Here is a 23,681-nt window from a genome sequence, read left to right as displayed (position 1 = left end):
GGTCTGGATCGAGCGCGGCAAGACCCTCCGGCAGGCGCTGGCGCTGTGCCTGCGCAGCGGCTTCAGCCGGCTCCCGGTCATCGGCGAGAACGTCGACGACATCATCGGCGTGATCTTCCTCAAGGACCTGGTGCGTCGCACCCAGGGCTCCTCCGAGTCCCGGGCCAGCGAGCCGAAGGTCGAGGACCTGCTGCGCCCGGCCACCTTCGTGCCGGAGTCCAAGCCGGTGGACGAGCTGCTCCGCGAGATGCAGGCCTCCCGGGCCCACATGGCCGTGGTCGTCGACGAGTACGGCGGCTTCGCCGGGCTGGTCACGATCGAGGACATCCTCGAGGAGATCGTCGGCGAGATCGACGACGAGCACGACACCGTCCAGCGCCCGCCGATCGAGGAGCTGGAGGACGGCTCGGTGCGGATCACCGCCCGGCTCCCCGTGGAGGACCTCGCCGACCTGTTCCGCGTCGAGCTCCCCGACGACGACGGGGTCGAGACCGTCGGCGGCCTGCTGGCCCGGGAGATCGGCATGGTCCCGATCGAGGGCTCGGCCGCCGAGGTCGGTGGCCTGCACCTGCTCGCCGAGAGCACCGGCGGGCGGCGCAACCAGATCGACACGATCCTGGTCAACCGGGTGCCCGAGCCGAGCGCGGAGGACGCGGACGACGAGCCCGCCCGGGAACCCGAACCGGCGGCCGTGGAAAGCTGAGGAAGGACCCTCCCGCCCCCCACCGCTCGCAAGCTCGCGTCGGGCCCCTGCGGAAGGGCCAGGGTGATGGACAGGAGATCGATCCGGTGGCTGAGCTGGACCCCGAGGACGCCAAGCTGATCACGCTGGCCCGCTCCGCCCGGAGCCGCACCGGCGCGGCCGAGGGCGCCGCGGTGCGCGACACGGACGGGCGCACGTACCTCGCAGCCACCGTGGCGCTGCCCTCGCTGCAGCTGTCCGCGCTGCAGGCCGCCGTCGCCGCCGCGGTCTCCAGCGGTGTCGATGGGCTCGAGGCCGCAGCCGTCGTCAGCGCTGCCGAGGCCGTCGAGGAGGCCGGGCTGGCCGCCGTCCACGACCTGACGGCCGCGGCGCCGGTCCTGCTCGCCGGGCCCGACGGGGTGCTCCGCACCACCACCTGACCCCCGGCATCCTGGCCGGGCGGATGTGTCGAAGGGTGTAGCCGAGCTACACCTTTCGGGGCGCGGAGATCGGCCCGGTCTGGACCAGGGTGGGGCTGTGTCCGTGACACAGCGATCGGCCCTGCTCCGCGCCGTCCCCCTGCTCTGGGCGGAGACCCGGCCGGTGGTGCAGGCGGTCTTCGCGCTGCGGTACACCGTCGGGGCCGTCGTCGGGGTGGCCGGTGCCGGCGCGCTGCGGCCGGCGGTCGTGATCGGTGCGCTGGCCTGGTCGCTGCTGGTGATGAGCATCTACCTGGTCAACGGGGTCTCCGACCTGCTCGGCGACCGGGCCAACGGCAGCACCCGGCCGCTGGCCTCCGGCCGGGTCGAGGCGCGGGTCGCGGTGCGGACGGCGTGGGCGCTGGCCGGTGCCGGACTGCTGCTGGCGGCCTGCTCGGGGGTGCTCGCACTGCTGGCCTGCGCGGTGGCGATGACCGTGCTCGGCTGGGCGTACAGCGTCGGACCGCGGCCGCTCAAGCACAGCGTGGCCGGCACCACGGTGGCCGCGATCGGAGGCGGCCTGCTCAGCTACGGCGCCGGCGTGGCCGCGGCCGGTGGCGGCCTGTCGGCCCCGTACGCAACGGTCTTCCTGCTCCTGTCGGCGTGGATGGCCGTCGCCGGTGCGTCCAAGGACCTCGGTGACCGGGAGGGGGACCGGGTGGCCGGGCGACGTACCTTGCCCGTCGTGGCCGGACACCGCACCGCCGTCCGGGTGATCGCCGGCGGTTCGCTGCTGCTGGGGCTCACCGCCCTCGCGCTCGCCGGGGTCTGGCCGCAGCTCCTCGCGCCCGCCGCCGCGCTGTGCCTCGGGGGCGAGGTCGTCGCCGTGCTCGCGCTGCTGACGCCGGAGGGCGGCCCACGGCAGCGCCGGCGTCGGCCCTACCGTGCCTTCATGGTCACCCAGTACCTGGCGAATCCGCTCGTCGTCGTCAGCGTGCTGCTGTGACCGCACCGGAGGACGCCGACCGGATCACCGATGCCGACGACGAGCTCGACGCCGCGATCGCCGACACGGTCCTGGCCGATGCCGCCGTCGTCGCACCCCGGCTGTCGGCGGACCCCGCCCGGGCCGCCCAGCTGCACGGTCGCCTCCTCGCCGTGCTGCGGGCGACCCACGCCCGGGTCCGCGGGCTGCCGCCGGCTGCGGCCCCGGCCGCCCAGCCCGACGTCGGCGCGGCCCGGGCCCGCACCGGGCTGCACCCGGCGGAGTCGCTGCGGGTGGCCAGCCTGCTGTTCCAGCGGGCGCTGCCCGCGCTCGTCGCGCACCACCGGGACGACGCCCTCCTCGGTGCCCGCTCTCCTGCCGAGCAGGTCGCGCTGGTCCTGCACCAGGTGATCGACGAGCTGGTCATCCCCGCGTCGGTCTCCTACGTCGACGTGCTGCTCGCCCGGATCAGCGACGCCAACCGGGACGAGCGCCGCCGGGTCGCCCGCGACCTGCACGACCACACCAGCCACGGGATCGGTGCAGCGATGCAGGGCATCGACCTGGCCCTGCACCTGCACGCCACCGGCCAGCCGCTGGACGTCGACCGGCTGCGCACCACCCGGCAGCTGCTGCTGGACACGCTCAACGACGTGCGTGGCCTGGCCACCCGGCTGCGCGACGTGGTCGGGGACCGCTCCCTGGCCCAAGCGCTGCAGGAGTACCTGGACTTCACCGCCCCGGTCGGGCTGGAGGTGACGCTCACCGAGGACGGCGAGGAGGCGGCACCGCTGCCCGGCCACGTCAAGGAGGAGAGCTACCTCATCGTGCGCGAGGCGATCCGCAACTCGTTCCTGCACGGCCGCCGGGCCACCCGGCTGGACGTCGTCGTCCGGGTCGCCGACGGGCAGCTGCAGGCCAGCGTGGCCGACGACGGCACCGGCTTCGACCCCGCGGCGGTCGACGCCACCCGCAGCGTCGGGCTCGCGTCGGTGCGGGAGCGCGCCGAGGGCCTCGGTGGCGACGTGGCCCTGGAGACGGGGCCGGACGGCGTCTGCCTCGTGCTGACCGTGCCGCTGCCCCGGGCGAGCGCATGACCGGCGTCGAGCGCGGGCTCCGGGTGGTCCTGGTCGACGACCACCGGCTGTTCCGCGAGAGCCTGGGCGCGCTGCTGGCCGTGCACGAGGGCATCGAGGTGGTCGCGGAGGGGGCGAACGGGGAGGAGGCGGTGCGGCTGGCCCGCCAGCACCGGCCCGACGTGGTGCTGCTGGACGTCGAGATGCCCGGCCAGTCGGTGCTGACCTCCCTGGTCGAGATCCGCAGCGCCTCGCCGTCCACCCGCATCGTCGTCCTGACCATGCACGAGAACACCCCGCTGGCCCGCCAGCTGCTGCTCCGCGGCGCCTCCGCCTACCTGATCAAGACGATCGGGCACCACGAGCTGGTGGCGGCGATCCGGGCCGCCACCGACCGTGAGCAGGACCTGATCACCCTGTCGGTGTCCCGCGGTGGGCTGGCCGGCCTCACCTCGCAGGGTGGGCCGATGCTGTCCGAACGCGAGGTGGAGGTGCTCGCCCTCGTCGGCAAGGCGCGCTCCAACGCGGCGATCGCCGCCGAGCTGCGGATCAGCGAGGGCACGGTGAAGCGGCACCTGAGCAACATCAACGCCAAGCTCGGTTCGACCTCCCGGCTGGACGCCGTGCGGCGGGCGACCCGGGCGCGGCTGCTCGCCCCCGGCCTCGGGGACGACTGAGGAAGGACCCCGTCCTCCCCACCCTTCGCGAGCTCGCCGGCGGTGCCCTGGACGGGGCCGTCAGGGCAGTCGATGGCCCAGGGCGTCGGCGACCGCGGCGGGATCGCGCACCCAGCCGGTGAACGCCTTCGGGGTCTCGCCGTCGGGGTCCAGGTGCCGGACGCTGATCCGCTGCCGGCCCGGCCACCAGCCACCGCGCCGCTTGGCCCTCGGCCAGTCGGCCGGCGGCGCGCCCGGCACCACCTCACGGACCAGCACCAGCGGGACCACCCCGAAGGACGACGTCTGCCGCAGCCCGGCGATGTCGGTGGAGACGGCGAAGTCGGAGACGGTGAAGCGGCCGGTCGACACCACCAGCACCAGCAGGCCGAGCCCCAGGGCGATCGGCGCCTCCGCGGCGGCCGCGGCGCCGCCCTCCCGCCAGCCCAGGAACCCCAGCCAGGCCGCGACGGCGAGCACGGTCAGCGTGATGACCAGCGGCGAGGCCGGGTCGTACTGCCAGTACCGCAACGGCCGCGGGGTCACCGTGACGTGCCGCTTGGGCCCGCGGCGGGCCAGGTAGCCGTAGCTGGTGACCTGGCTGATGTGCCGCTCACGGTCCCGGGCGGCCTGCACGACCAGGGGCTCGCCGTTGTCGCGTCGGGACCGGGATGGCATGCCCGCCATGATCGCAGGACGGCCACCCGTGCCGGTCGCAGCAGTGCTGTCGGTGCGCAGTGGGAGACTGGACGGCGTGACCTCCTCCGATCAGCCGCCGTACCGCAGCGGCTTCGCCTGCCTGGTCGGCCGGCCCAACGCGGGCAAGACCACGCTGACGAACGCCCTGGTCGGCGAGAAGGTCGGCATCGTCAGCAACCGGCCGCAGACCACCCGGCACGCCATCCGTGGGGTGGTGCACCGGCCGGCCGGCCAGCTGGTGCTCGTCGACACCCCGGGGCTGCACAAGCCCAAGAGCCTGCTCGGCCAGCGGCTCAACGACGTCGTCCGCGACACGTTGTCCGAGGTCGACGTCATCGTCTTCTGCATCCCCGCCGACCAGCCCGTCGGTACCGGCGACGCCTTCATCGCCCGGCAGCTCAAGGAGGTCTCCACCCCGATCGTGCTGGTGGTGACCAAGACCGACGCAGCCAGCAAGAAGGCCATCACCCAGCAGCTCGTGGCGGCCAGCAAGCTGGTCGAGGCGCGCGAGATCGTGCCGGTCAGCGCGGTGGCCGGTGACCAGGTCTCGCTGCTGGAGGACCTGCTGATCGGCATGCTGCCCGAGGGGCCGCCGATGTACCCCGACGAGCAGACCACCGACGAGGACGTCGAGCGGCAGATCACCGAGCTGGTGCGCGAGGCCGCCTTGGAGAAGGTGCGCCAGGAGGTGCCGCACTCCCTCGCCGTCACCGTGGAGGAGATGCACCGCAAGCCCGACCCGCGCGACCCCGACGCGGTGTTCACCGAGATCCACGCGCTGCTGCACGTCGAGCGCCCCAGCCAGAAGCCGATGCTGCTGGGCAAGGGCGGGCAGACGATCAAGGCGATCGGCAGCGAGGCCCGGGTCGGGCTGGAGACGCTGCTCGGCGGCCGGGTGCACCTGGCCCTGCACGTCACCGTGCTGGGGGAGTGGCAGGACGACCCGAAGAAGCTCAACCGGCTGGGCTATTGAGGTCCTCGTGAGCACCACCCCGCAGGCGCTGTACCGGGACGAGGGCATCGTGCTGCGCACCCAGAAGCTGGGTGAGGCCGACCGGATCGTCACCGTGCTCACCCGGCGCACCGGCAAGGTGCGCGCGGTCGCCAAGGGCGTGCGGCGCACCAAGAGCAAGTTCGGTGCGCGGCTGGAGCCGTTCAGCCACGTCGACCTGCAGCTCTACACCGGCCGCAACCTCGACATCGTCAGCCAGGCCGAGTCGATCCGGTCCTACGGCACCGAGATCGTCGGCGACTACCGCGCCTACACCGCCGGCACCGCGGTGCTGGAGACGGCCGACCGGCTGACGGTGGAGGAGAAGGAGCCGTCGCTGCGGATGTTCCTGCTGGTCGTCGGGGCGCTGCGCACGCTGGCCGAGGGGGTCAAGCCGGCCCCGCTCGTGCTGGACGCGTTCCTGCTCCGGGCGATGTCGGTCGCCGGCTGGGAGCCCGCGCTGGGCGACTGCGCCCGCTGCGGCGAGGCCGGCCCGCACCGGCACTTCTCCGTCCCGGCCGGGGGCACGGTCTGCCCGTCCTGCCGGCCCACCGGCTCGGCGATGCCCAGCCCGGTCACCATCGAACTGCTGGAGGCGCTGTTGTCCGGGGACTGGGGGCGGGCCGAGGCCAGCCTGGGCACCAACCGGCGGGAGGGCAGCGGCCTGGTCGCGGCCCTGCTGCAGTGGCACCTGGAGCGCGGCCTGCGCTCGCTGCCGCTGGTGGACCGCACGTGAAGCGCGAGGTGAAGGCCCCCAACCCGCACCCCTCGGGCGCCACCCCGCCGGACATCCCGGCCGACAAGGTGCCGCAGCACGTGGCGATCGTGATGGACGGCAACGGCCGCTGGGCGAAGCAGCGCGGGCTGCCGCGCACCGCCGGGCACGAGGCGGGGGAGTCCTCGCTGTTCGACTGCGTCGAGGGCGCCATCGAGCTGGGCATCGGGGCGATCAGCGCCTACGCGTTCTCCACCGAGAACTGGCGGCGCAGCCCGGACGAGGTCCGCTTCCTGATGGGCTTCAACCGCGACGTGATCCGCCGCCGCCGCGACGAGATGCACGAGCTCGGGGTGCGGGTCCGCTGGGCCGGGCGCCGTCCCAAGCTCTGGCGCAGCGTCATCAAGGAGCTCGAGGTCGCCGAGGAGCTGACGAAGGACAACGACGTCCTCACGTTGACCATGTGCGTCAACTACGGCGGCCGGGCCGAGATCGCCGACGCCGCCGCCGCGATCGCCCGCGAGGTCGCCGCCGGCCGGATCAAGCCGGACAAGGTCACCGAGGAGACGGTCGCCCGGTTCCTCGACGAGCCGGACATGCCCGACGTCGACCTGTTCGTGCGCAGCTCGGGGGAGAACCGCACCAGCAACTTCCTGCTGTGGCAGGCCGCCTACGCCGAACTGGTCTTCCTGGACACGCTGTGGCCGGACTTCGACCGCCGGCACCTGTGGCAGGCCTGCGAGGAGTACGCCAGCCGGCAGCGCCGCTTCGGCAGCGCCTGAAGAAGGACCCCCTCGCCCCCCACTGCTCGCAGGCTCGCAGCGGGTCCCTGCGAGGGGGCCGTCAAGCGGTGTCGGGGGACTCGGTGGCGTGGCCGGCGTGCGCGAGGGCGTCCCGGACGATGTGCGCCACGTGCCCGTCGACCAGGCGGTAGTCGACCTCGCGGTGCCGGCGGACGCCGGTCACCAGGCCGGCGCCGCGCAGCACCCGCAGGTGCTGGGAGACCAGCGGCTGCGGCACCCCCAGCGCGTCGACCAGCTGGTGCACGCAGCGGGAACCGTGCTCGTCCAGCAGGGTCACGATCGACATCCGCAACGGCGAGGCGAGCGCGGCCAGCAGCTCGCTGGCGGCCTGGACGTCGGCGGGGACGCTCCGGGACCCGGGCCGGGAGGACGGGGTCACGGACGTGGACATGGCACCATGGTCCGAGCGCCTGAGAACGGTTGTCAACTCTTGTCGCGTCGAGGAGGGAGGTGCCCGGTGTTCGCCGTGACCCGCCTGCGCGTCGCCGACGACGTCCCCGCCTTCCTGGCCGCCGCCGACGAACTGCTCGCCGCCCTGCGGGCCCGCCCCGGCTTCCTCGATGGCGAGCTGGGCCGGGCCGCCGACGACCCGCAGCTGTTCGCCCTCTGCACCCGCTGGGACGGCGTCGGTGCCTACCGTCGGGGCCTGTCCGCGGCCGAGGTGAAGATCGCCGGCGCCCCGGTGTGGGTGCACGCCCTCGACGAGCCGGGCGTCTACCTCACCGACTGACCTCAGGGCAGCGCGGCCTCGCGCAGGCCCCCGGGGAGTAGCCCGGCTGTGGTCGGGGCAGGACTGCCCGGTGGACGTGCTGGCGGCAGAAGAAGCGACCGGGTTCCCGCACTCCTTCCTCTCGGAGGAGCTGCTGCGGAGCTACGTGAACCTGTTCATCCGGTTGGTCGAGGCCGCCGGGGCGGTCGTGATCTTCGTCGGTGCGGTGATCGCCGCCGTGCAGTTCGTCCGCGCGGCCGTGCGGGGCCGGCACCGCGACGAGTTCGTCCGGGTCCGGCTGGGGCTGGCCCGCTACCTGCTGCTCGGCCTGGAGTTCCAGCTGGCCAGCGACGTCCTGCGCACCGCCATCGCGCCGTCCTTCGCCGAGATCGGCAAACTCGCCGCGATCGCGGCCATCCGGACCGCGCTGAACTACTTCCTGGGCAAGGAGATCGCCGAGGAACGCGAAGAGGTCGAGAAGAACGAGGAGAGGGAACGCGACGGCGGTGACCGGACGTGACCCGGGGCGAGCCGGCATGAGCCCGTTGCTGGAGGACGCCGCACTGCTGGTGGCCGTGCTGGGCCTGGTCTCCGGCCTGATCACGCTGGTGCGGCTGCGCGACGTCCTGCTGGCGTTCGGCGTGCTGCTGGACTTCCTGATCGCCGCCGGCCTGATCCGGCTCGCCGGCGAGCTCACGTTCCGCGGCCTGCTGGGCGTCGCTCTGGTGATCGCCGTCCGGAAGCTGGTGATGCACGCGCTGGGGGCGGACCGGCGGGTGCCGACCGCCGCCGGGAGGTGACGCCCGTGGCCGGGCGGCGGCGCACCGGCGGCTAACGTCTGGGGGTCACTCGCCGACACCCCAGCCGGATGGAGCCCCCGTGCCCAGCGACACCGCCCCCGCCCGTACCGCCGACCCCGCTCGCCTGGAGAAGGTGGTCAACCTCTGCAAGCGTCGGGGGTTCGTCTTCCCGTCCGGTGAGATCTACGGCGGCACCCGCTCGGCCTGGGACTACGGGCCGCTGGGCGTGGAGCTGAAGGAGAACATCAAGAAGCAGTGGTGGCGCACCGTCGTGCAGAGCCGGGACGACGTCGTCGGCCTGGACTCCTCGGTGATCCTGCCCCGCCAGACCTGGGTCGCCTCCGGTCACGTCGGTGTCTTCACCGACCCGCTGACCGAGTGCCAGAACTGCCACAAGCGGTTCCGCGCCGACCACCTCGAGGAGGCGTTCGAGGAGAAGAAGGGGCGGCTGCCGGAGAACGGGCTGGCCGACATCAGCTGCCCGAACTGCGGCGTGACGGGCTCCTGGACCGAGCCGCGCGACTTCAACATGATGCTGAAGACCCACCTCGGCCCGGTCGAGGACGAGTCGGGGCTGCACTACCTGCGCCCGGAGACCGCCCAGGGCATCTTCGTGAACTTCGCCAACGTCATGGGCGCCGCGCGCAAGAAGCCGCCGTTCGGCATCGGCCAGATCGGCAAGTCCTTCCGCAACGAGATCACCCCGGGCAACTTCATCTTCCGCACCCGCGAGTTCGAGCAGATGGAGATGGAGTTCTTCGTCGAGCCCGGCACCGACGAGGAGTGGCACCAGTACTGGATCGACGCCCGCACCGCCTGGTACACCGACCTGGGCATCGCGGCGGACAACCTGCGGCACTACGAGCACCCGAAGGAGAAGCTGAGCCACTACTCGACGCGCACCGTCGACATCGAGTACCGGTTCGGCTTCACCGGTTCGGAGTGGGGCGAGCTCGAGGGCATCGCCAACCGCACCGACTTCGACCTGAAGACCCACTCGGAGCACTCCGGCACCGACCTCTCCTACTTCGACCAGGCCTCCGGTGCGCGCTGGACGCCGTACGTCATCGAGCCGGCGGCCGGGCTGACCCGCTCGCTGATGGCCTTCCTGGTCGAGGCGTACACCGAGGACGAGGCGCCCAACGCCAAGGGCGGCGTCGACACCCGCACGGTGCTCAAGCTCGACCCGCGGCTGGCGCCGGTGAAGGCCGCCGTCCTGCCGCTGTCCCGCAACGCCGACCTCTCGCCCAAGGCCCGTGACCTGGCGGCGACGCTGCGGCGCAACTGGAACGTCGACTTCGACGACGCCGGCGCGATCGGCCGCCGCTACCGCCGGCAGGACGAGATCGGCACACCGTTCTGCCTGACCGTCGACTTCGACACCCTCGAGGACGACGCGGTGACCATCCGGGAGCGGGACTCGATGGCCCAGGAGCGCATCGGCCTGGACGCCGTCCCCGGCTACCTCGCCGCCCGCCTGCCCGGCTGCTGACACCGCGCCCCTCGGGTCGAGACCGGGCCGGTGGCTGTCTCCTCCGCGAGGAGGCAGCCACCGGCCCGATCTGGCGGACCCGGCCGTGAGCCCGGGCACACAGCCGAGCCACCTACCCTGGACGTCGTGACCAGCACCCTCGAGCGCGCGCCGGCGCTGCAGCTGGGGTCGCTGACGGTCGACCCGGCGGTGGTGCTGGCGCCGATGGCCGGGATCACCAACCCGGCCTTCCGCACGCTGTGCCGGGAGTTCGGTGCGGGCCTCTACGTCTGCGAGATGATCACCACGCGGGCGCTGGTCGAGCGCAACGCCAAGACGCTGAAGATGGTGCAGGCCGCCCCGGGGGAGGCCGACGCGTTCAGCGTGCAGCTGTACGGCGTCGACCCGGCCACCGTCGGGCGGGCGGTGGAGATGCTCGTCGACGAGCAGGTCGCCGGCACCCGCCCGGCGCACATCGACCTCAACTTCGGCTGCCCGGTGCCCAAGGTGACCCGCAAGGGCGGCGGTTCGGCGTTGCCGTGGCGCCGCCGGCTGTTCGGCAACATCGTGCGGGCCGCGGTGCAGGCCGCCGGCGACGTCCCGGTGACGGTGAAGACGCGGGTGGGCATCGACGCCGAGCACGTCACCTACCTGGACGCCGGCCGGATCGCGCAGGACGAGGGCGCCGCGGCGATCACCTTGCACGGGCGCACCGCCGACCAGCTCTACAGCGGCACCGCCGACTGGTCGCACATCGCCCGGCTGGTGGAGGAGGTCGCCATCCCGGTGCTGGGCAACGGCGACCTCTGGGAGGCCGACGACGCGCTGCGGATGGTGGCCGAGACGGGCTGCGCCGGCGTCGTGGTGGGCCGGGGCTGCCTGGGTCGCCCGTGGCTGTTCGGCGACCTGGCCGCTGCGTTCGCCGGTTCGCCGCACCGCACGCTGCCCACCTTCCGGCAGGTGGCCGAGGTCATGCACCGGCACGCCACCCTGCTCGCGGCCGACCAGGGCGAGGTGCACGGCTGCAGCGACTTCCGCAAGCACGTCGCCTGGTACCTGAAGGGCTTCTCGGTCCCCTCCGACGTGCGGCGCGCACTGGCCATGGTCTCCGGGCTCGACGAGCTGGCCGGTCTGCTCGACGGGATCCCCGACCAGCCCTACCCCGAGGGCGTGCTCGGTGCCCCGCGGGGGCGCACCACGCCGCCGCGGCCGGTCGCCCTCCCCGAGGGCTGGCTCGCCGACCGGGACGACCCCCGGCCCCCGGCCGGCGCCGAGCTGCTGGTCAGCGGCGGATGAGCCCCACGACAGGAGCACAGCGGTGACCCAGGGTCCCTTCCTCTACGACGACGACCCGGCGCCGCTGCACACGGGTACCCCCAGGAACCACAACAAGCTGCTGGTGGTCATCTTCGGCGGCACGGTGCTGCTGGGGGTGCTCATGGTCGCGCTGATGCCGGTCTTCAAGGGGTCCGGTGAAGACCAGGCTCGCCAGGTGGCCGGGGTGTTCGCCGCCGCGCTGAGCCAGGGCGACCTGGAGACGTCCCACGGCCTCCTGTGCGACGCGGAGCGCGCCCGGGTGGCCCCCGTCGACCTGGCCGCCGAGTACCTGCAGCCGGGCGACCCGCAGGTGGTCGGTTCCCGTGGCAGCGAGGTCGACGGGGAGCCGGTGCAGCTGGTCGACGTCCGCTGGGACGACGACGGCGCGGTCACCACCACGACGCTGACGGTCGTGCCTGAGAGCGGGACGAGGGTCTGCGGGACCAGCACCGCGGGATGAGCCCGGCAGTGGTCGGCACACCGTCCCCAGGGGTGTCACCGGTGTCGGCCGACCGTGGTACCCATGACGGGTGGCAGCGGTGGCGGGGCGACTGGGCGTCCGGGTGCTCGGGGCAGCGGTGACGGCGGCCCTGCTGCTGGCCGCGTCCACGGCCACGGCCATCTGGTGGATCGCCCGGCAGGACGCGCGGCCCACGTCCGACGCGATCGTGGTGCTCGGCTCGGCGCAGTACAACGGCGTCCCGTCCTCGATCTTCGAGGCCCGGCTGGAGCACGCGCGGGAGCTGTACGAGGAGGGGGTGGCCCCGGTGGTCGTGACCGTGGGCGGCAAGGCGACCGGCGACACGACCACCGAGGCCGAGGCGGGCCGCGACTACCTGGCGCAGAACGGCGTGCCGGAAGACGCACTGCTGGCCGTGCCCGAGGGCGTCGACACCCTGGAGAGCGTGCGCGCGGTGGCTGCGGAGTTCGCCGATCGGGACTGGAACAGCGCCGTCCTGGTCAGCGACCCGTGGCACGCGATGCGCGCCGAGCGGATGGCCGAGGACGCCGGGCTGGACGCCGCGAGCTCGCCCACCCGGCAGGGGCCGGCCGTGCAGACCCGGGCCACCCAGTTCCGCTACATCCTGCGGGAGACCGCCGCCTACCTGCTCTACCGCGCGACCGGCGAGAGCGTCGCCGGAGCGCCCGGGATCGGCTGAGGAGCACCGTGCTGGAGCTGGGCAAGAGCGGGTCGCACGGAACCGAGCGGGGCACCGTCCCGGTGCTGGCCGACGGTGCCGTGGTCGCGACGTTGCGCGCGGCCAACTGGAAGGAGGCCGCCACCGCGGAGGTGGGGGACCGGCACTGGGCCTTCCGGCGGCAGGGCAACCGTGAGCTGGTCGGTCGCTGGGCCCAGGAGCCGGCGGAGAGCGTGCGGCTGCGCGCCCGCCAGGTCTCGATCTGGAAGAACACCTGGGCGGCGGAGCTGGAGGGCACCCCGGTCGAGGTGACGGCGGCGTCGTGGTGGAAGCCGCCCCGCTGCTACCGCACCGGCGGCCGGCCGCTGGCCGAGAGCGGCACCACCGGCCGCTGGTCGCCGCGCCCCACGCTGACCGTCGAACCGGGTCTGGCTCTCGACCACGCAGTCTTCCTGCTGTGGTTCGAGTTCGTGCTGGGCCGGCGCACGATGACGGCCGGAGCGGCGAGCTGATGGCCGGGCGGGGGCGCATCCGCGCTGCGGACATCGCGCTGGTCCGTGAGCGCACCAAGATCGACGACATCATCGGCGAGCACCTGCAGCTCAAGCGCGCCGGCGGCGGCAGCCTCAAGGGCCTCTGCCCGTTCCACGACGAGAAGTCGCCGTCCTTCCAGGTCACGCCCTCAAGGGGCCTGTACCACTGCCTGGCCGGGGAGACGGGGGTGCTCACCGAGGACGGCACCGTCCCCATCCGGGAGCTGGCAGGCAAGACCGTCCGCGTGCTGAACGGCGACGGCGGTTGGGTCGAGGCGCCCTTCCGCAGCTACGGCATCCAGCGACTCATGCGCCTCACCCTCAGCCGCAACGGGCGCACCAAGATCGTGCACGCCACCGACGAGCACCGCTGGTTCGTGCCGTCGGGCGCTCTTCGCCAGGAGCGCCGCGAGAAGCTCACCAAGGACCTCAAGCCCGGTGACCGGCTCTCGAACTCGTTCGCGGAGGCGTCGGAGCTGGCTGCTGTTGGCGCGGTCGCCAGTGGCAGTCAGGCCACCGGTTCACCTAGAACATCTGGCGGGCCGGGTCAGCCGAACTGGGTGGTCCAGTCGGTCGAGTGGAGCGACCGGGTGGAGGAGGTGTTCTGCGCGGAGGTGCCAGGCACGCACGCCTTCACGCTCGAGGACAACCTGCTCACCGGGAACTGCTTCGGGTGTGGGGTCGGTGGCGACGTCATCCGGTTCGTGCAGGAGATCGACCACCTCTCCTTCTCCGAGGCGGTGGAGCTGCTCGCCGGCCGCGCCGGGGTGCAGCTGCAGTACGAGGACGACGGCGGCCGGGCCACCGCCGGCCCGGACCGCGCGCACGCCGGCCAGCGAGCCCGGCTGGTCGCGGCCAACGCCGCCGCCGCGGAGTTCTACGCCAGCCAGCTGATGACGCCGGAGGCCGCACCGGCCCGGTCGTTCCTCGCCGACCGCGGCTTCGACCGGCAAGTGGCCCTGGACTTCAACTGCGGCTACGCCCCCGGCGGCTGGGACACCCTGACCCGGCACCTGCGCGGCCTCGGCTACACCCAGAGCGAGTTGGTCACCGGCGGGCTGGCCAAGGAGTCCTCCCGCGGCACGCTGATCGACCGGTTCCACCGCCGGCTGCTCTGGCCGATCCGCGACCTGACCGGCGACGTCATCGGCTTCGGCGCCCGCAAGCTGATGGACGACGACCCCGGCCCCAAGTACCTGAACACCCCGGAGACCCCGCTCTACAAGAAGAGCTCGGTGCTCTACGGCGTGGAGCGGGCCAAGCGGGACATCGCCCGCAACCACCAGGCCGTCGTCGTCGAGGGCTACACCGACGTGATGGCCTGCCATGTCGCCGGGGTGACCACGGCGGTGGCCTCGTGCGGCACCGCCTTCGGGCCCGAGCACATCAACGTGCTGCGCCGGCTGCTGATGGACCAGGACGAGTTCCGCGGGGAGGTGGTCTACACCTTCGACGGCGACGCGGCCGGTCAGGCGGCGGCGATGAAGTCGTTCAAGGAGGACCAGCGCTTCGTCGCGCAGACCTTTGTCGCCGTCGAGCAGGAGGGCCGCGACCCGTGTGAACTGCGCCAGGCGCACGGGGACGCCGCCGTCCGTGACCTGATCGGCCGGCGCACGCCGCTGATCGAGTTCGTGCTGCGGACGCATCTGGCCGAGTACGACCTGGACACCGTGGAGGGCCGGGTCGCTGCCCTGGACAAGACGGCGCCGCTGCTCGCCCAGATCAAGGACCACGCGCTGCGCCCGGCGTACGCCCGCCGGCTGGCCGGCCTGCTCGGCCTGCCCGACGAGACCGAGGTCGTGGCCCGGGTGCGGCAGCTGGCCGGGGAGAACGGCGGCGAGCGCCCGAGGTCCCGCCCGCGCACGCCGCAGCGGACGCCGGACGACGCCGCGATCGAGGTGGAGCGAGAGGCGGTGAAGGCCGCCCTGCAGTGCCCGGAGATCGCCGGGCCGCAGTTCGACGCGGTGGAGCCGAGCTCCTACACGCACCCCGACTACGCCGCGGTCGCCGCGGCGGTGTCGGCCGCCGGGGGAGCGGCCGGGGCGACGACGACCGGGGCGGCGTGGCTGGAGGAGGTGACGGCGCACTGCGACCGGGACACCGCGAAGGCGATGCTGACCGCGCTGGCCGTCGAGCCGCTGCACGCGGTGGGGGAGAACGACCCGACGTACGTGAACGCGCTGATGGCCCGGCTGCACGAGATGGCCACCGTCCGGGAGATCGCCGCGCTCAAGGGCAAGCTGCAGCGGACCAACCCGATCGAGGCTCAGGACGAGTACATGCGGGCGTTCAAGAAGCTGATGGACCTCGAGCAGCTGGCCATCTCGCTGCGCAAGCGCGCGTCCGGCGGGCTGACCCCGTGAGCCTGATCGAGCGGGTGCGCGGGAGGTTCGCCCGCCCGCCGGAGCCGGTGCGCGCGGCGCTGGACGCGGAGGCCGAGGAGCGTGCCCTGGCGTGGGGGGAGCGGGTCGACGGCGGCTGGACCGTGGCCACCTCGCGCGGCCTGCGCGTCGTCCCGGCCGGCTCGGGCGAGGGCGCGACCCTGCTGGCGTGGCACGAGATCGGCACCGCACGGTGGAGTGCGGCCGGTGCGGGCGGCACCTTCGTGGTGACGCCGCTGGTCGAGGTGGAGCCCGGGGTGCAGGCCCGCCAGGCTCCGCAGCGGCACGTGCTGCGCGAGGCCGGGGGGCTGCCCGGCGTGCTGCGCTCCCGGGTCGACCGCACCGTGGTGACCAGCCAGCGGCATCCGCTGCCCACGGGGGGAGGGGTGCTGCTGGTGGCCCGCCGGGTGCCCGGCCAGGCGGCGCGGGAGTGGACCGTGGTCTTCGACGACGACGCCGACCGGGATGATCCGGTGGCCCGCCAGGTCGCCCGCGACCGCCTGGCCGCCGCGGTGGACGCCGACGACCCGAGCCGCTGACCGGCGGTCAGTTGCTGCCGGTCTCGTTCCCCAGCCGGTGCTTCACCGAGTCGACGGCGGCGTCGGCGCGTGCCTGGGCCACGCCGGCGGCGGTCTGCAGGCGCGGGTCGTCCTTGGCGTGGTTGTAGACGCGGCGGATCTGCTCGTAGCGTTCACGGCCGGCCTTGGCACCGAGGACGTAACCGGCACCGAAGCCGGCGAGGAAGGACAGCTTGGCCACGGGGGACCTCCTGGGTTGGGGCGGAAGTGATCACGCTACCGGCCCAGCGGGGTTCCGACCCGTCGAGCTCAGGAGGTCGGGCTCAGCTCGCGCGGCCGGTCGGCGGCGTAGGCGATCCGGTCGCGACCGGCCCGCTTGGCCTGGTACAGCGCCCGGTCGGCGGTGCTGAGCAGGGAGAGGACCGCGTCGACCGGGCTGTGGCCAGGCGGCGGCTCCGAGGTGACCACCCCGATGCTGACGGTGACCGGAGGGACGTCGGGCACCGACAGGTCGCGCACGGCGGCGAGCAGGCGTTCCGCGGCCCGCGCGACCTCCTCCGGGCCGGGGAAGTGGGCGACCCAGCCCAACTCCTCCCCGCCGAGGCGGACGAGCAGGTCGTCGGCGCGGGCGCCCCGGGTCATCGCGCCGGCGACCTCGGTCAGCACCCGGTCGCCGACGGCGTGCCCATGGGTGTCGTTCACCGTCTTGAAGTGGTCGAGGTCCAGCACCATCACGGTCACCGGTTCACCGGCTGCGCCGGCGGCGGCCAGGACGGAGCCGGCGCGGGCCTCGATGCCGCGGCGGTTGGACAGCCCGGTCAGCGGGTCGGTCACCGCCAGGGTGCGGGCCAGGTCGCGGGCGGCCTGCATGCGGCGCACCAGGATCGTGACGACGGTGATCGGGGCCAGCACCATGACGGACATCGTCAGCGCGGAGTAGACCCGTAGCAGCGGTGGGGTGGGCAGCGTCAGGCTGATCGCGACCACGCCCGTCACCGCGACGGCCGTGGTGACGACCACGGCCCAGCTCCGGAGCAGCATCGCGGCGGCCACGGGCACCACCACCAGCGCCGCAGCACACAGCCAGCGGACGGTGAGCTCCTCCTGGCAGAGGCCCTCGACGATCATGACCGTGCTGGCCGCGCCGATGATGACGGCGCCGTCCCGGGGCCCCAGTCGACGGCGGATGGCGACGTAGCCGGCCATGCACCCCCAGATCGAGGCGCCCAGGGCGGCGAGCCGGGCGTCGGCGTGCGCGCCGATCGACCGCTGGAAGCCGCTGACCACGAACAGCGGGATGCTGCCGGTCAGGCAGATGGCGAGGAGCGTGACGGCGCGCCACTCGATGTGGCGGCCCACGCACGCCACTGCTCGCTCACCCAGCTCCCGCATACACAGAGCGTCGGCAGCGGTCACGCCCGGCTTGACCGTCCTCACCCGGGCGGGTGCCGGGGATGCGACCCGCCGGGTGCCACCCCCCGGCCCGAGACCGGCCCGGGGGTGGGGTAATCTCTGAGGGCGCGCGGGCACCACCCGCCGATCCCCCGTAGCTCAATTGGCAGAGCATGCGACTGTTAATCGCAGGGTTATAGGTTCAAGTCCTATCGGGGGAGCTCTGACCAGGGCTTATGGCTCTGGAGCTTCGGATCAGGCATCATCAACTCATCGGAAACCGGTGAGGGGCGGTGCCGCATGGGACGACCACCGCTGCCGGTGGGCACGTTCGGCAAGGTCGGCTTCCTGCTCCTGTCCAGCGGCGAGGTGCAGGCCCGCGCCCGGTTCCGGGACTTCGACGGGCGCACCCGGCTGGTCTCCAAGACCGGTGCTTCGCGTGCCGCCGCTGAGCGGGCGCTGAAGACCGAGCTGGCCGCCCGCCGCGGGCCCGGGGGAGCCGGGGTCATCACCGCCGGCTCCCGGGTGTCCGTACTCGTCGAGGCGTGGCTGGCTGCTGACCACGGCTGGTCGACCGGCACCGAACGCACCTACCGCTCGGTGATCCGCACCTCGGTTCTCCCCGCCTTCGGCCAGCTGACGCTGCAGGAGGTCACCCCCGGTCGGGTGGGCCGGGCGCTCACCGCGATCGCCAAGAGCAGCGGGCCCGGTGCCGCCAAGACCGCCCGCGCCTGCCTGTCCGGCATGTTCTCCCTCGCCATCGACGACGGCGCCATCGGTGCCAACCCCGTGCGCGACGCGACCGTCCGGATCGACACCACCGCCAAGAAGGCACCTCGGGCGCTGACTGCCGAGCAGACCGCCCGGCTGGTCGAGCTGCTCTACTCCAGCCCGCGCGCGGCCGAACTGGATCTCCCCGACATCGTCGACTGGATGCTGGCCACCGGCGCTCGGATCGGGGAAGCGGTGGCGCTGCGGACGGGGGAGACCGCCGGCCGGCCGCTGCTGGACCTGAACGCCGGCACGTGGGAGGTCAACGCCACCGCGGTGCGGGTGCCCAACCAGGGCATGGTCGTGCAGTCGCGGACCAAGACCGCCGCCGGTTGGCGGATCATCGCGGTGCCCGAGTTCGCGGTGGACATGGTGCGCCGCCGGCTTGCGTCACCCCACCGGCCGGACACCGAGCTGGTCTTCCCCGCGCCGTTCGCCGGGACGCTACGCGACCCGAACAGCGTGTCGGGTGACCTGCGCCAGCTGCTGGACTCCTTCGAGTGCGAGGTCTGCGACGGGACCGGCTTCCAGCCGGCGGCGAGCCGGACCGCGGCCGGTCGCCCGGTCCGCTGCGCCGAGGGGCCTTGGTCGTGGGTCACCTCGCACACCTTCCGCAAGACCGTCGCGACGCGGCTGGATGAGGCCGGGTTCACCCCGCGTCAGGTGGCCGACCAGCTCGGCCACGCGAACCCGTCGATGACCCTGGACGTCTACTTCGGCCGCCAAGTAGTCAGCGCCGAGGCGGCCCGCGTGCTCGGCCGTTGATCGGGTCGCCTGCTCCGTCGGGCACGCGACCGAATCGACGCCCACTACTGGCGTGACCGCCACCGTTCGTCGGCTGCGGCAGGACGGGCGGAGACGCCGGGTGTCCCAAAGCGGCTCACTATGGGACAGGGTCGAGGGTGGCTGGTGTGACCTCCTGCCGTAGCTGCGACGGTCCGCCGATGCGGGGGCGGTGCGATGGCATCGCGGCGCAGACTGGGCCGGTGAAGCTTGAGGAGCTGCGGCGGATCGCGGACCTGCTCAGGGAGCGCAACCGCATTGACGGGGAGATTGCGGCGCACATCGGGCGACCGATGACGTCAGGCCACCTCGGGGAGTGGATAGCTGCCGAGATCTTCGATGTGGAGCTCGAGCAGTCAGCCTCCGCGGCCGCTTGGGACGGCCACTTCCGCTTCGGTCCGCTTGAGGGGCGTTCGGTCAACGTGAAGTGGTATCTGCGGCGAGAGGGCATCCTCGACCTGACGTCGCCGCTGATGCCGGACGAGTATTTGGTGATGACCGGCCCGGTTGGTGCGGCGACGAGTTCGCTTGGCGGAACGCGGGCATGGCGCATCGACAGCGTCTACCTTTTCGATGCCGTGGGATTGCGGGATCACCTGCTCGCAGGCGGCAGAAAGGTCGGCACGGCCTCGAGCGTTCGGACCGCACTGTGGGCGCAGGCTGAGATCTATCCGAAGCCGGTCAATCCTCGGTTGGTCCTGGAGCAGGACCAGGTCGAAGCGCTGAGGTTGTTCGCGCCGGCCGAGTGACCACCGCCCGTCCCGTAGCGGCGCACTCGGGCTGGCGCCTCCTGCGCCACGGCGGGGACTGTGTCGGTGACTTGGGGGGGAGGGGGGAGGGGGGCGGGGGGATCCCGATGCCCGACCTGACCACTGCCGAGGTCGATTTCGTCACCCGCAAGGTCGCCTGCCTTTCCGTCGTCACTTCCGAGCTGTCCGAGGACTCCTCGCCGGAGGCCACCGGCTCGGGCAAGCCGCTGCTCCAGCCGGACCCGATTCAACCGACCTACCGCATGATCTTCGGGGTCCCGGGGCTGACTTCACCGGAGGCCACGGTCGGAACGATTTGGGGACTGCCGGCCAGCGAGTGGTCACCGCCGTCCGGCGGGACGCCGACGTCACCGCCGACCGCTCGGTGTTCTTCACCAGCGACCGGGTCGCCGTGCGCGCCACCTGTCGGGTCGGCTTTGGCTTCCGGCACACCGCTGCGCTGGTCCGCATCCGGCTCGCTGTTAGTTGTTTTTGCGTCACCCTCGCTCTTGGCGAAGTGCCACCACAGGAGCGCGTTCGCGGCGAGAACAGATGCAATCAAGTAGAAGCCATGGACAGTGGCTCCGCCCTTCAAGTAGACCCACACGTAGATCGCCGTCCAGAGGGATGCCGCAGAGATGAGCGTGGCGCTCTTGCGAACAACTGATGCAGCCTCGGACCATTCCCTCTGGATGAAGCCAGCAAGAATGCAGACCAGCATGCCCGCAATGAAGAAGAGGAGGGCGATGGCTAGAGCCAGGTAGGCGACATCTGAGACGCCCGAGTTGCCGTAGCCGCCTAACAGTAGGGCAAAGAGGGCGACCATCTCTGCGATGATGGCGAAAGTAAGCGTCAGTATGCGCAAGACCAAGCCCCCGCCCCCTTGCGGAGGGTCACTCCAGGAGCGCCGAGCGTCCACCGCAAGCAAGACCAGAAACACTGGTATGACCTGAGCTGCGGTCGAGAAGAAGTCGGTCGGGACTTGAGATTCGGTCATGCCATGATTCCGATCATGCGGGCTTCGCGGAGGCGGGGGAAAGGAAGTAAGGACCGTGTCGCGCTGAAGACGCTAACCGCAAGGAGCGACAAGACGAGACCTCCTCGCAGGTGATCACCCGCTCCTGCGCCGAGATCGCGGCGCACAGGCCGTTCAGCAGCGTCGTCTTCCCCGCCTGCGTACAAGCGGGTAGCTAGCGGGTACGTTGCTGAACCAGGTGTCATGGAGCGCTCGCTCGTTGTCAGGGGTCTACGACACACTCGACCCATGAGCGGTTGGCCATGGTCGATCAACATCGTCCAGCAGGACAACGTGCCTCTCGTTGTCTCCGAGCGGACGGTCAGGGCGGCCCTGGAGGACGCGCTGATGACCTACACGAAGACCGACCTGCGGATCGTGCTCTCTGAGGAGTTGCGCCTCGTCTCCCGCGACGAGCTCCCGCCGGAAGACTGGTACAAGCGGGATCACGTCAGGGACGTCACTCGGGACTGGTCGCTGGCGCAGCTGATCGATCTGTCGCAGCGCGTTGTTGACCGCCCGGACGTGCAGGTCGGTCAGCTGCCGGACCTCATCGCGGTGTACCGCCGGTCGTCCGGCGGCGTTCAGGGCGGGGTCAAGAACCTCATCTTTGCGGCCAACGGGCCGAAGCCCGAATTGGTGCTGCGCGACGCCGTCAGCAACAACGTGGAGATCACCCGCAATGCCCAGTTCTGCCTGATCTACGACCGGCCCATCGGGGCCGAGGGACTGACCTTCCAGGCATTGATCGACTGGTGGCGGGACCGCGAGTCGATCGCCGCCGGGGTCGACGACCGCGAGGTGGGCCACCGCCTGTGCGCTCGCCTGCAAGCCAGCCTCGACAACCCGGCCGAACAACTTGTCTTCCGCACCTACTTGAAGCGCTACGCCGGTGGCCGGTTCGACATCCCGGCGCTGATCCCGCAGGTGTATCTGCACTACGACCCCTTGACCCGCCGGGCACGCGGCGCAAGCGGCTCGCCTTTGGCCCGCCAGCGGATGGACTTCCTGCTCCGACCGCAGCCGCGTCGTGATCGAGGTCGACGGCCGGCAGCACTATGTGGACGAGCAGACGGGCCAGGCCAGCCCCCGGCTGTACGGCGAGATGGTCGCCGAGGACCGTCGGCTCCCGCTTGCCGGGTACGACGTCTACCGGTTCGGCGGGTATGAACTCGTAGCGCCCGACGCTGAGCGGACGGTCGCCAGCTTCTTCGACCACCTGCACGAGCGGATGGCCTAGAACCACGTCCACCAACGTTCGCCCTGCCGATGCAGCGCGGGCGTCGGGCTACGTGTCCCTAGGCGGCCCACTATGGGACGCCGCCTCGCCCTTGACGAGCAGCACGGTTGGGTGATGGGAGTTGTCGCTGAATGAGGCAACGACCACGATGCGGATGTGACAGTCGAGGGCGATCGAGCGGACCAGGGCCTGAGGCAAGTAGAGCGACGCGGCAAGCGCCCGTGGTGGCTCATCGGCACACGAGCGTCAGGCTCCACCCGCTTCGGGGCATGGTTGTGGCTGCTGTTGGCTGTTCTCGCGATCGTCCAGTTGGTCACCACGGAGGACCACGTGGTGCGTTGGATCGCTGCTGGCCAAGTCGTTCTCGGCCTGAGCCTCAGCGCGTCCTACTTCGGTTCGCTCAGGTACAGCCAGCGCGATGAGGGGCCTCAGCCGAACTAACATTGAGGAGCCACCACGACGTGTCCGTAGGCGGCCCATCAAGGGACAGCGGTCCGCGTTCGACTCCTAGGGCTGGCGTGGAGGCTCCGTGTGCCCACTGACGTACTTCCGTCTGAACCACCAGCGGACCGGCAGAGCTGCTAGACCCCAGCCGAGGAACATGACCAGCGCCCAGACCCAGCCGCCCAGCAGGTAACCGAGAACGCCACCGACAAGCGCCCAGAGCAGTTGTCGCAGCAAGAAGGGACCCAACGGCGCGGTCGCGAAAGCCCTGGCCCCGGCGCGGTCCTGCTCACGCATCCGCTCCGATGACGCCGCATGGGGGTTCTGCGGCCTCTCTGCTGGTTCCTCCATGGCCACACCTTGGGTGGACCGAGCCTGAAGGGGCAACTCCCAGTGAGGTGCGTCGAGCAAGGTCCGCCGAACGGGTGACCGATCGGGGCCACCAGGTCGCTGGAGGACGACGATCCATCAATCGGACCGCATGTCCCATAGGCCGCCTTCGGGGACGGACGTTGCTGGCGTTGCAAAGGTGGTCGAGAGCCCCGGGACGGGAGCGTGTCGGTCGATTCGTCCCAGGTCGTCGATCCGGAGGACATCCGGGTCGAGCTATGGCGGCCCACCTGGCAGTGCCTTCCGCGGGCAGTCACGCTCCGCTGGCGGCTCGATCGGCTCAGCGGCTGCCGTGCAGCGACGCCGCGACCTTGGTCTCCCACCACCGGTCGCACTCCGCCTCGTCGTAGAGCACCCGACGACCAACCTTGATGCCGGAAGGACCGATGCCGACGTGACGCCAGTAGCGGACCGTGGCCGGGCTGGTGCGGAATCGGGCGGCGACTTCCTCGGTGGTCAACAGGCGAATGGTCATGGCATCTCCTCGGACGAAGACGAGTGCAGCTGGTCGCTTGGATGAGGCGCTGCCCGTCGTGCGGTTGCTGCCAGCAGCGTTGGGGTGACATCGGACTGAGTGGTGTCACCCTCGGCTGACTGGCACGTCACCCCGACGTCGTGCTCAGTGCGGGCGGGGCGCTGTCCGGTTGCGGATATAGAGGCGGCGGGTCATCGAAACGCTGATCGTGGTCAGGGCACGGGACAGCTCGTCCAGGTCCCGGTTGTAGATGCGGCCGGCGTCGAGCTGGGTGACGAGCTCATCGAGCAGGCGGGGCCAGTCGTGGCGGGTCGGCGGGATGGGCACCGGGGTCTCCACGCGTCGTTCGACAACCTGGATCGCCGAGCGTCCCGAGGTGGCGGCGCGAGTCTGCTCCCAGGCTCGCTGCCGGCAGGACGCCGAGCACCACTTCGGGAGCCGTCCCGTCGCCTTGACGGTGATTGGGCCTCCGCACCACCCGCACGTCGACGCGGCGCGCCGCCGGGCCTGGGCAGCGGACTCGACCGC

Annotated in this window: 28 protein-coding genes and 1 tRNA gene; 22 read left to right on the top strand and 7 right to left on the bottom strand. The window is 72.0% G+C overall.

Features of this window, described 5'->3' with window-relative positions; translation table 11 throughout:
- The 5 genes from O2W15_RS17305 to O2W15_RS17285 all read left to right on the top strand — a co-directional run.
- The coding region (locus O2W15_RS17305; RefSeq protein ID WP_269180268.1) for a hemolysin family protein at positions 1-703 on the top strand (703 nt) is incomplete at its 5' end.
- An 86-nt stretch (positions 704-789) separates the two neighbouring features.
- Positions 790-1,122 (top strand): hypothetical protein, encoded by a 333-nt coding sequence (locus O2W15_RS17300; protein WP_036333679.1) that lies wholly within the window; start codon positions 790-792, stop codon positions 1,120-1,122.
- 103 nt (positions 1,123-1,225) lie between these two features.
- A complete protein-coding gene (locus O2W15_RS17295; protein ID WP_269180267.1) occupies positions 1,226-2,107 on the top strand; it encodes a UbiA family prenyltransferase in 882 nt (293 codons plus the stop codon).
- A complete protein-coding gene (locus O2W15_RS17290) occupies positions 2,104-3,183 on the top strand; it encodes a sensor histidine kinase (RefSeq protein ID WP_269161978.1) in 1,080 nt (359 codons plus the stop codon). Before O2W15_RS17295 ends, O2W15_RS17290 begins: the two co-directional genes overlap by 4 nt.
- Positions 3,180-3,839 (top strand): response regulator transcription factor, encoded by a 660-nt coding sequence (locus O2W15_RS17285; protein WP_269161979.1) that lies wholly within the window; start codon positions 3,180-3,182, stop codon positions 3,837-3,839. The genes O2W15_RS17290 and O2W15_RS17285 overlap by 4 nt, the downstream gene beginning before the upstream one ends.
- A 60-nt stretch (positions 3,840-3,899) precedes the next feature.
- On the opposite strand, the gene O2W15_RS17280 is transcribed toward O2W15_RS17285, so the two are convergent.
- Complete coding sequence (locus O2W15_RS17280) at positions 3,900-4,496, bottom strand: hypothetical protein (RefSeq protein WP_269180266.1); 597 nt, start codon at positions 4,494-4,496, stop codon at positions 3,900-3,902.
- Between the two features lie 76 nt (positions 4,497-4,572).
- On the opposite strand from O2W15_RS17280, the gene era reads away from it, so the two are divergent.
- Genes era through O2W15_RS17265 form a run of 3 tightly spaced genes read left to right on the top strand, consistent with a single transcriptional unit; the run spans position 4,573 to position 7,005 of the window.
- Positions 4,573-5,490 carry a GTPase Era gene (gene era / locus O2W15_RS17275; RefSeq protein WP_269161981.1) on the top strand — a complete coding sequence of 306 codons (918 nt, stop codon included), beginning with the start codon at positions 4,573-4,575 and terminating at the stop codon, positions 5,488-5,490.
- Between the two features lie 7 nt (positions 5,491-5,497).
- Positions 5,498-6,244: a DNA repair protein RecO gene (gene recO, locus O2W15_RS17270; protein WP_036333685.1), complete on the top strand. Its 747-nt coding sequence runs from the start codon at positions 5,498-5,500 to the stop codon at positions 6,242-6,244.
- Positions 6,241-7,005 carry an isoprenyl transferase gene (locus O2W15_RS17265; protein ID WP_269161982.1) on the top strand — a complete coding sequence of 255 codons (765 nt, stop codon included), beginning with the start codon at positions 6,241-6,243 and terminating at the stop codon, positions 7,003-7,005. Before recO ends, O2W15_RS17265 begins: the two co-directional genes overlap by 4 nt.
- A 61-nt stretch (positions 7,006-7,066) precedes the next feature.
- Here the strand turns inward: O2W15_RS17265 and O2W15_RS17260 are convergent, their stop codons facing one another.
- Complete coding sequence (locus O2W15_RS17260; protein ID WP_269180265.1) at positions 7,067-7,417, bottom strand: ArsR/SmtB family transcription factor; 351 nt, start codon at positions 7,415-7,417, stop codon at positions 7,067-7,069.
- Between the two features lie 66 nt (positions 7,418-7,483).
- Between O2W15_RS17260 and O2W15_RS17255 the strand changes: the two genes are divergently transcribed.
- The 10 genes from O2W15_RS17255 to O2W15_RS17210 all read left to right on the top strand — a co-directional run bounded on the left by O2W15_RS17255 (position 7,484) and on the right by O2W15_RS17210 (position 15,915).
- Entirely contained in the window at positions 7,484-7,756 is a 273-nt protein-coding gene (locus O2W15_RS17255) for an antibiotic biosynthesis monooxygenase (protein WP_269161984.1), read from the top strand.
- A gap of 70 nt (positions 7,757-7,826) precedes the next feature.
- Positions 7,827-8,255, top strand: coding sequence for a DUF1622 domain-containing protein (locus O2W15_RS17250; protein WP_269180264.1), 429 nt, complete (start codon positions 7,827-7,829; stop codon positions 8,253-8,255).
- Between the two features lie 16 nt (positions 8,256-8,271).
- Complete coding sequence (locus tag O2W15_RS17245) at positions 8,272-8,535, top strand: hypothetical protein (protein ID WP_269180263.1); 264 nt, start codon at positions 8,272-8,274, stop codon at positions 8,533-8,535.
- A gap of 79 nt (positions 8,536-8,614) precedes the next feature.
- Positions 8,615-10,027 (top strand): glycine--tRNA ligase, encoded by a 1,413-nt coding sequence (locus tag O2W15_RS17240; protein ID WP_269161987.1) that lies wholly within the window; start codon positions 8,615-8,617, stop codon positions 10,025-10,027.
- Between the two features lie 126 nt (positions 10,028-10,153).
- The gene (gene dusB, locus O2W15_RS17235) at positions 10,154-11,302 is read left to right on the top strand and encodes a tRNA dihydrouridine synthase DusB (protein WP_269180262.1); all 1,149 of its coding nucleotides are present in this window, start codon (positions 10,154-10,156) and stop codon (positions 11,300-11,302) included.
- A gap of 22 nt (positions 11,303-11,324) precedes the next feature.
- Complete coding sequence (locus O2W15_RS17230; protein ID WP_269180261.1) at positions 11,325-11,783, top strand: hypothetical protein; 459 nt, start codon at positions 11,325-11,327, stop codon at positions 11,781-11,783.
- 70 nt (positions 11,784-11,853) lie between these two features.
- Positions 11,854-12,483, top strand: coding sequence for a YdcF family protein (locus tag O2W15_RS17225; RefSeq protein WP_269161990.1), 630 nt, complete (start codon positions 11,854-11,856; stop codon positions 12,481-12,483).
- An 8-nt stretch (positions 12,484-12,491) separates the two neighbouring features.
- The gene (locus tag O2W15_RS17220) at positions 12,492-12,974 is read left to right on the top strand and encodes a hypothetical protein (protein WP_269180260.1); all 483 of its coding nucleotides are present in this window, start codon (positions 12,492-12,494) and stop codon (positions 12,972-12,974) included.
- Entirely contained in the window at positions 12,974-15,358 is a 2,385-nt protein-coding gene (gene dnaG / locus O2W15_RS17215; RefSeq protein ID WP_269180259.1) for a DNA primase, read from the top strand. The genes O2W15_RS17220 and dnaG overlap by 1 nt, the downstream gene beginning before the upstream one ends.
- A complete protein-coding gene (locus tag O2W15_RS17210) occupies positions 15,355-15,915 on the top strand; it encodes a hypothetical protein (RefSeq protein WP_269180258.1) in 561 nt (186 codons plus the stop codon). Before dnaG ends, O2W15_RS17210 begins: the two co-directional genes overlap by 4 nt.
- Positions 15,916-15,922: 7 nt before the next feature.
- Here O2W15_RS17210 and O2W15_RS17205 read toward each other — a convergent pair whose 3' ends face one another.
- Together O2W15_RS17205 and O2W15_RS17200 are read right to left on the bottom strand one after the other, a co-directional pair.
- Positions 15,923-16,135 carry a hypothetical protein gene (locus O2W15_RS17205; RefSeq protein ID WP_036333700.1) on the bottom strand — a complete coding sequence of 71 codons (213 nt, stop codon included), beginning with the start codon at positions 16,133-16,135 and terminating at the stop codon, positions 15,923-15,925.
- 68 nt (positions 16,136-16,203) lie between these two features.
- On the bottom strand, positions 16,204-17,253 hold the full coding sequence (locus tag O2W15_RS17200; RefSeq protein ID WP_269180257.1) for a GGDEF domain-containing protein: 1,050 nt from the start codon (positions 17,251-17,253) through the stop codon (positions 16,204-16,206).
- Between the two features lie 181 nt (positions 17,254-17,434).
- Between O2W15_RS17200 and O2W15_RS17195 the strand changes: the two genes are divergently transcribed.
- From O2W15_RS17195 to O2W15_RS17185, 3 genes are all read left to right on the top strand, one after another.
- Positions 17,435-17,507, top strand: a tRNA-Asn gene (locus O2W15_RS17195).
- A 79-nt stretch (positions 17,508-17,586) separates the two neighbouring features.
- Positions 17,587-18,822, top strand: a complete 1,236-nt coding sequence (locus O2W15_RS17190; RefSeq protein WP_269180256.1) for a site-specific integrase — start codon at positions 17,587-17,589, stop codon at positions 18,820-18,822.
- Between the two features lie 221 nt (positions 18,823-19,043).
- Positions 19,044-19,589 carry a hypothetical protein gene (locus O2W15_RS17185; protein WP_269180255.1) on the top strand — a complete coding sequence of 182 codons (546 nt, stop codon included), beginning with the start codon at positions 19,044-19,046 and terminating at the stop codon, positions 19,587-19,589.
- Positions 19,590-19,845: 256 nt separating this feature from the next.
- Here the strand turns inward: O2W15_RS17185 and O2W15_RS17180 are convergent, their stop codons facing one another.
- Positions 19,846-20,586 carry a hypothetical protein gene (locus tag O2W15_RS17180; RefSeq protein WP_269180254.1) on the bottom strand — a complete coding sequence of 247 codons (741 nt, stop codon included), beginning with the start codon at positions 20,584-20,586 and terminating at the stop codon, positions 19,846-19,848.
- A 267-nt stretch (positions 20,587-20,853) separates the two neighbouring features.
- On the opposite strand from O2W15_RS17180, the gene O2W15_RS17175 reads away from it, so the two are divergent.
- Positions 20,854-21,774 (top strand): hypothetical protein, encoded by a 921-nt coding sequence (locus O2W15_RS17175; protein ID WP_269180253.1) that lies wholly within the window; start codon positions 20,854-20,856, stop codon positions 21,772-21,774.
- Between the two features lie 1,184 nt (positions 21,775-22,958).
- Here the strand turns inward: O2W15_RS17175 and O2W15_RS17170 are convergent.
- Both O2W15_RS17170 and O2W15_RS17165 read right to left on the bottom strand, forming a co-directional pair.
- Positions 22,959-23,153, bottom strand: coding sequence for a helix-turn-helix transcriptional regulator (locus O2W15_RS17170; RefSeq protein ID WP_269180252.1), 195 nt, complete (start codon positions 23,151-23,153; stop codon positions 22,959-22,961).
- 144 nt (positions 23,154-23,297) lie between these two features.
- Positions 23,298-23,480, bottom strand: coding sequence for a hypothetical protein (locus tag O2W15_RS17165; protein WP_269180251.1), 183 nt, complete (start codon positions 23,478-23,480; stop codon positions 23,298-23,300).
- Between the last annotated feature and the right edge of the window lie 201 nt (positions 23,481-23,681).

This window comes from Modestobacter sp. VKM Ac-2979, from assembly GCF_026967995.1.
GTDB lineage: Bacteria > Actinomycetota > Actinomycetes > Mycobacteriales > Geodermatophilaceae > Modestobacter.
This window is presented reverse-complemented; position numbering and strand designations above follow the sequence as displayed.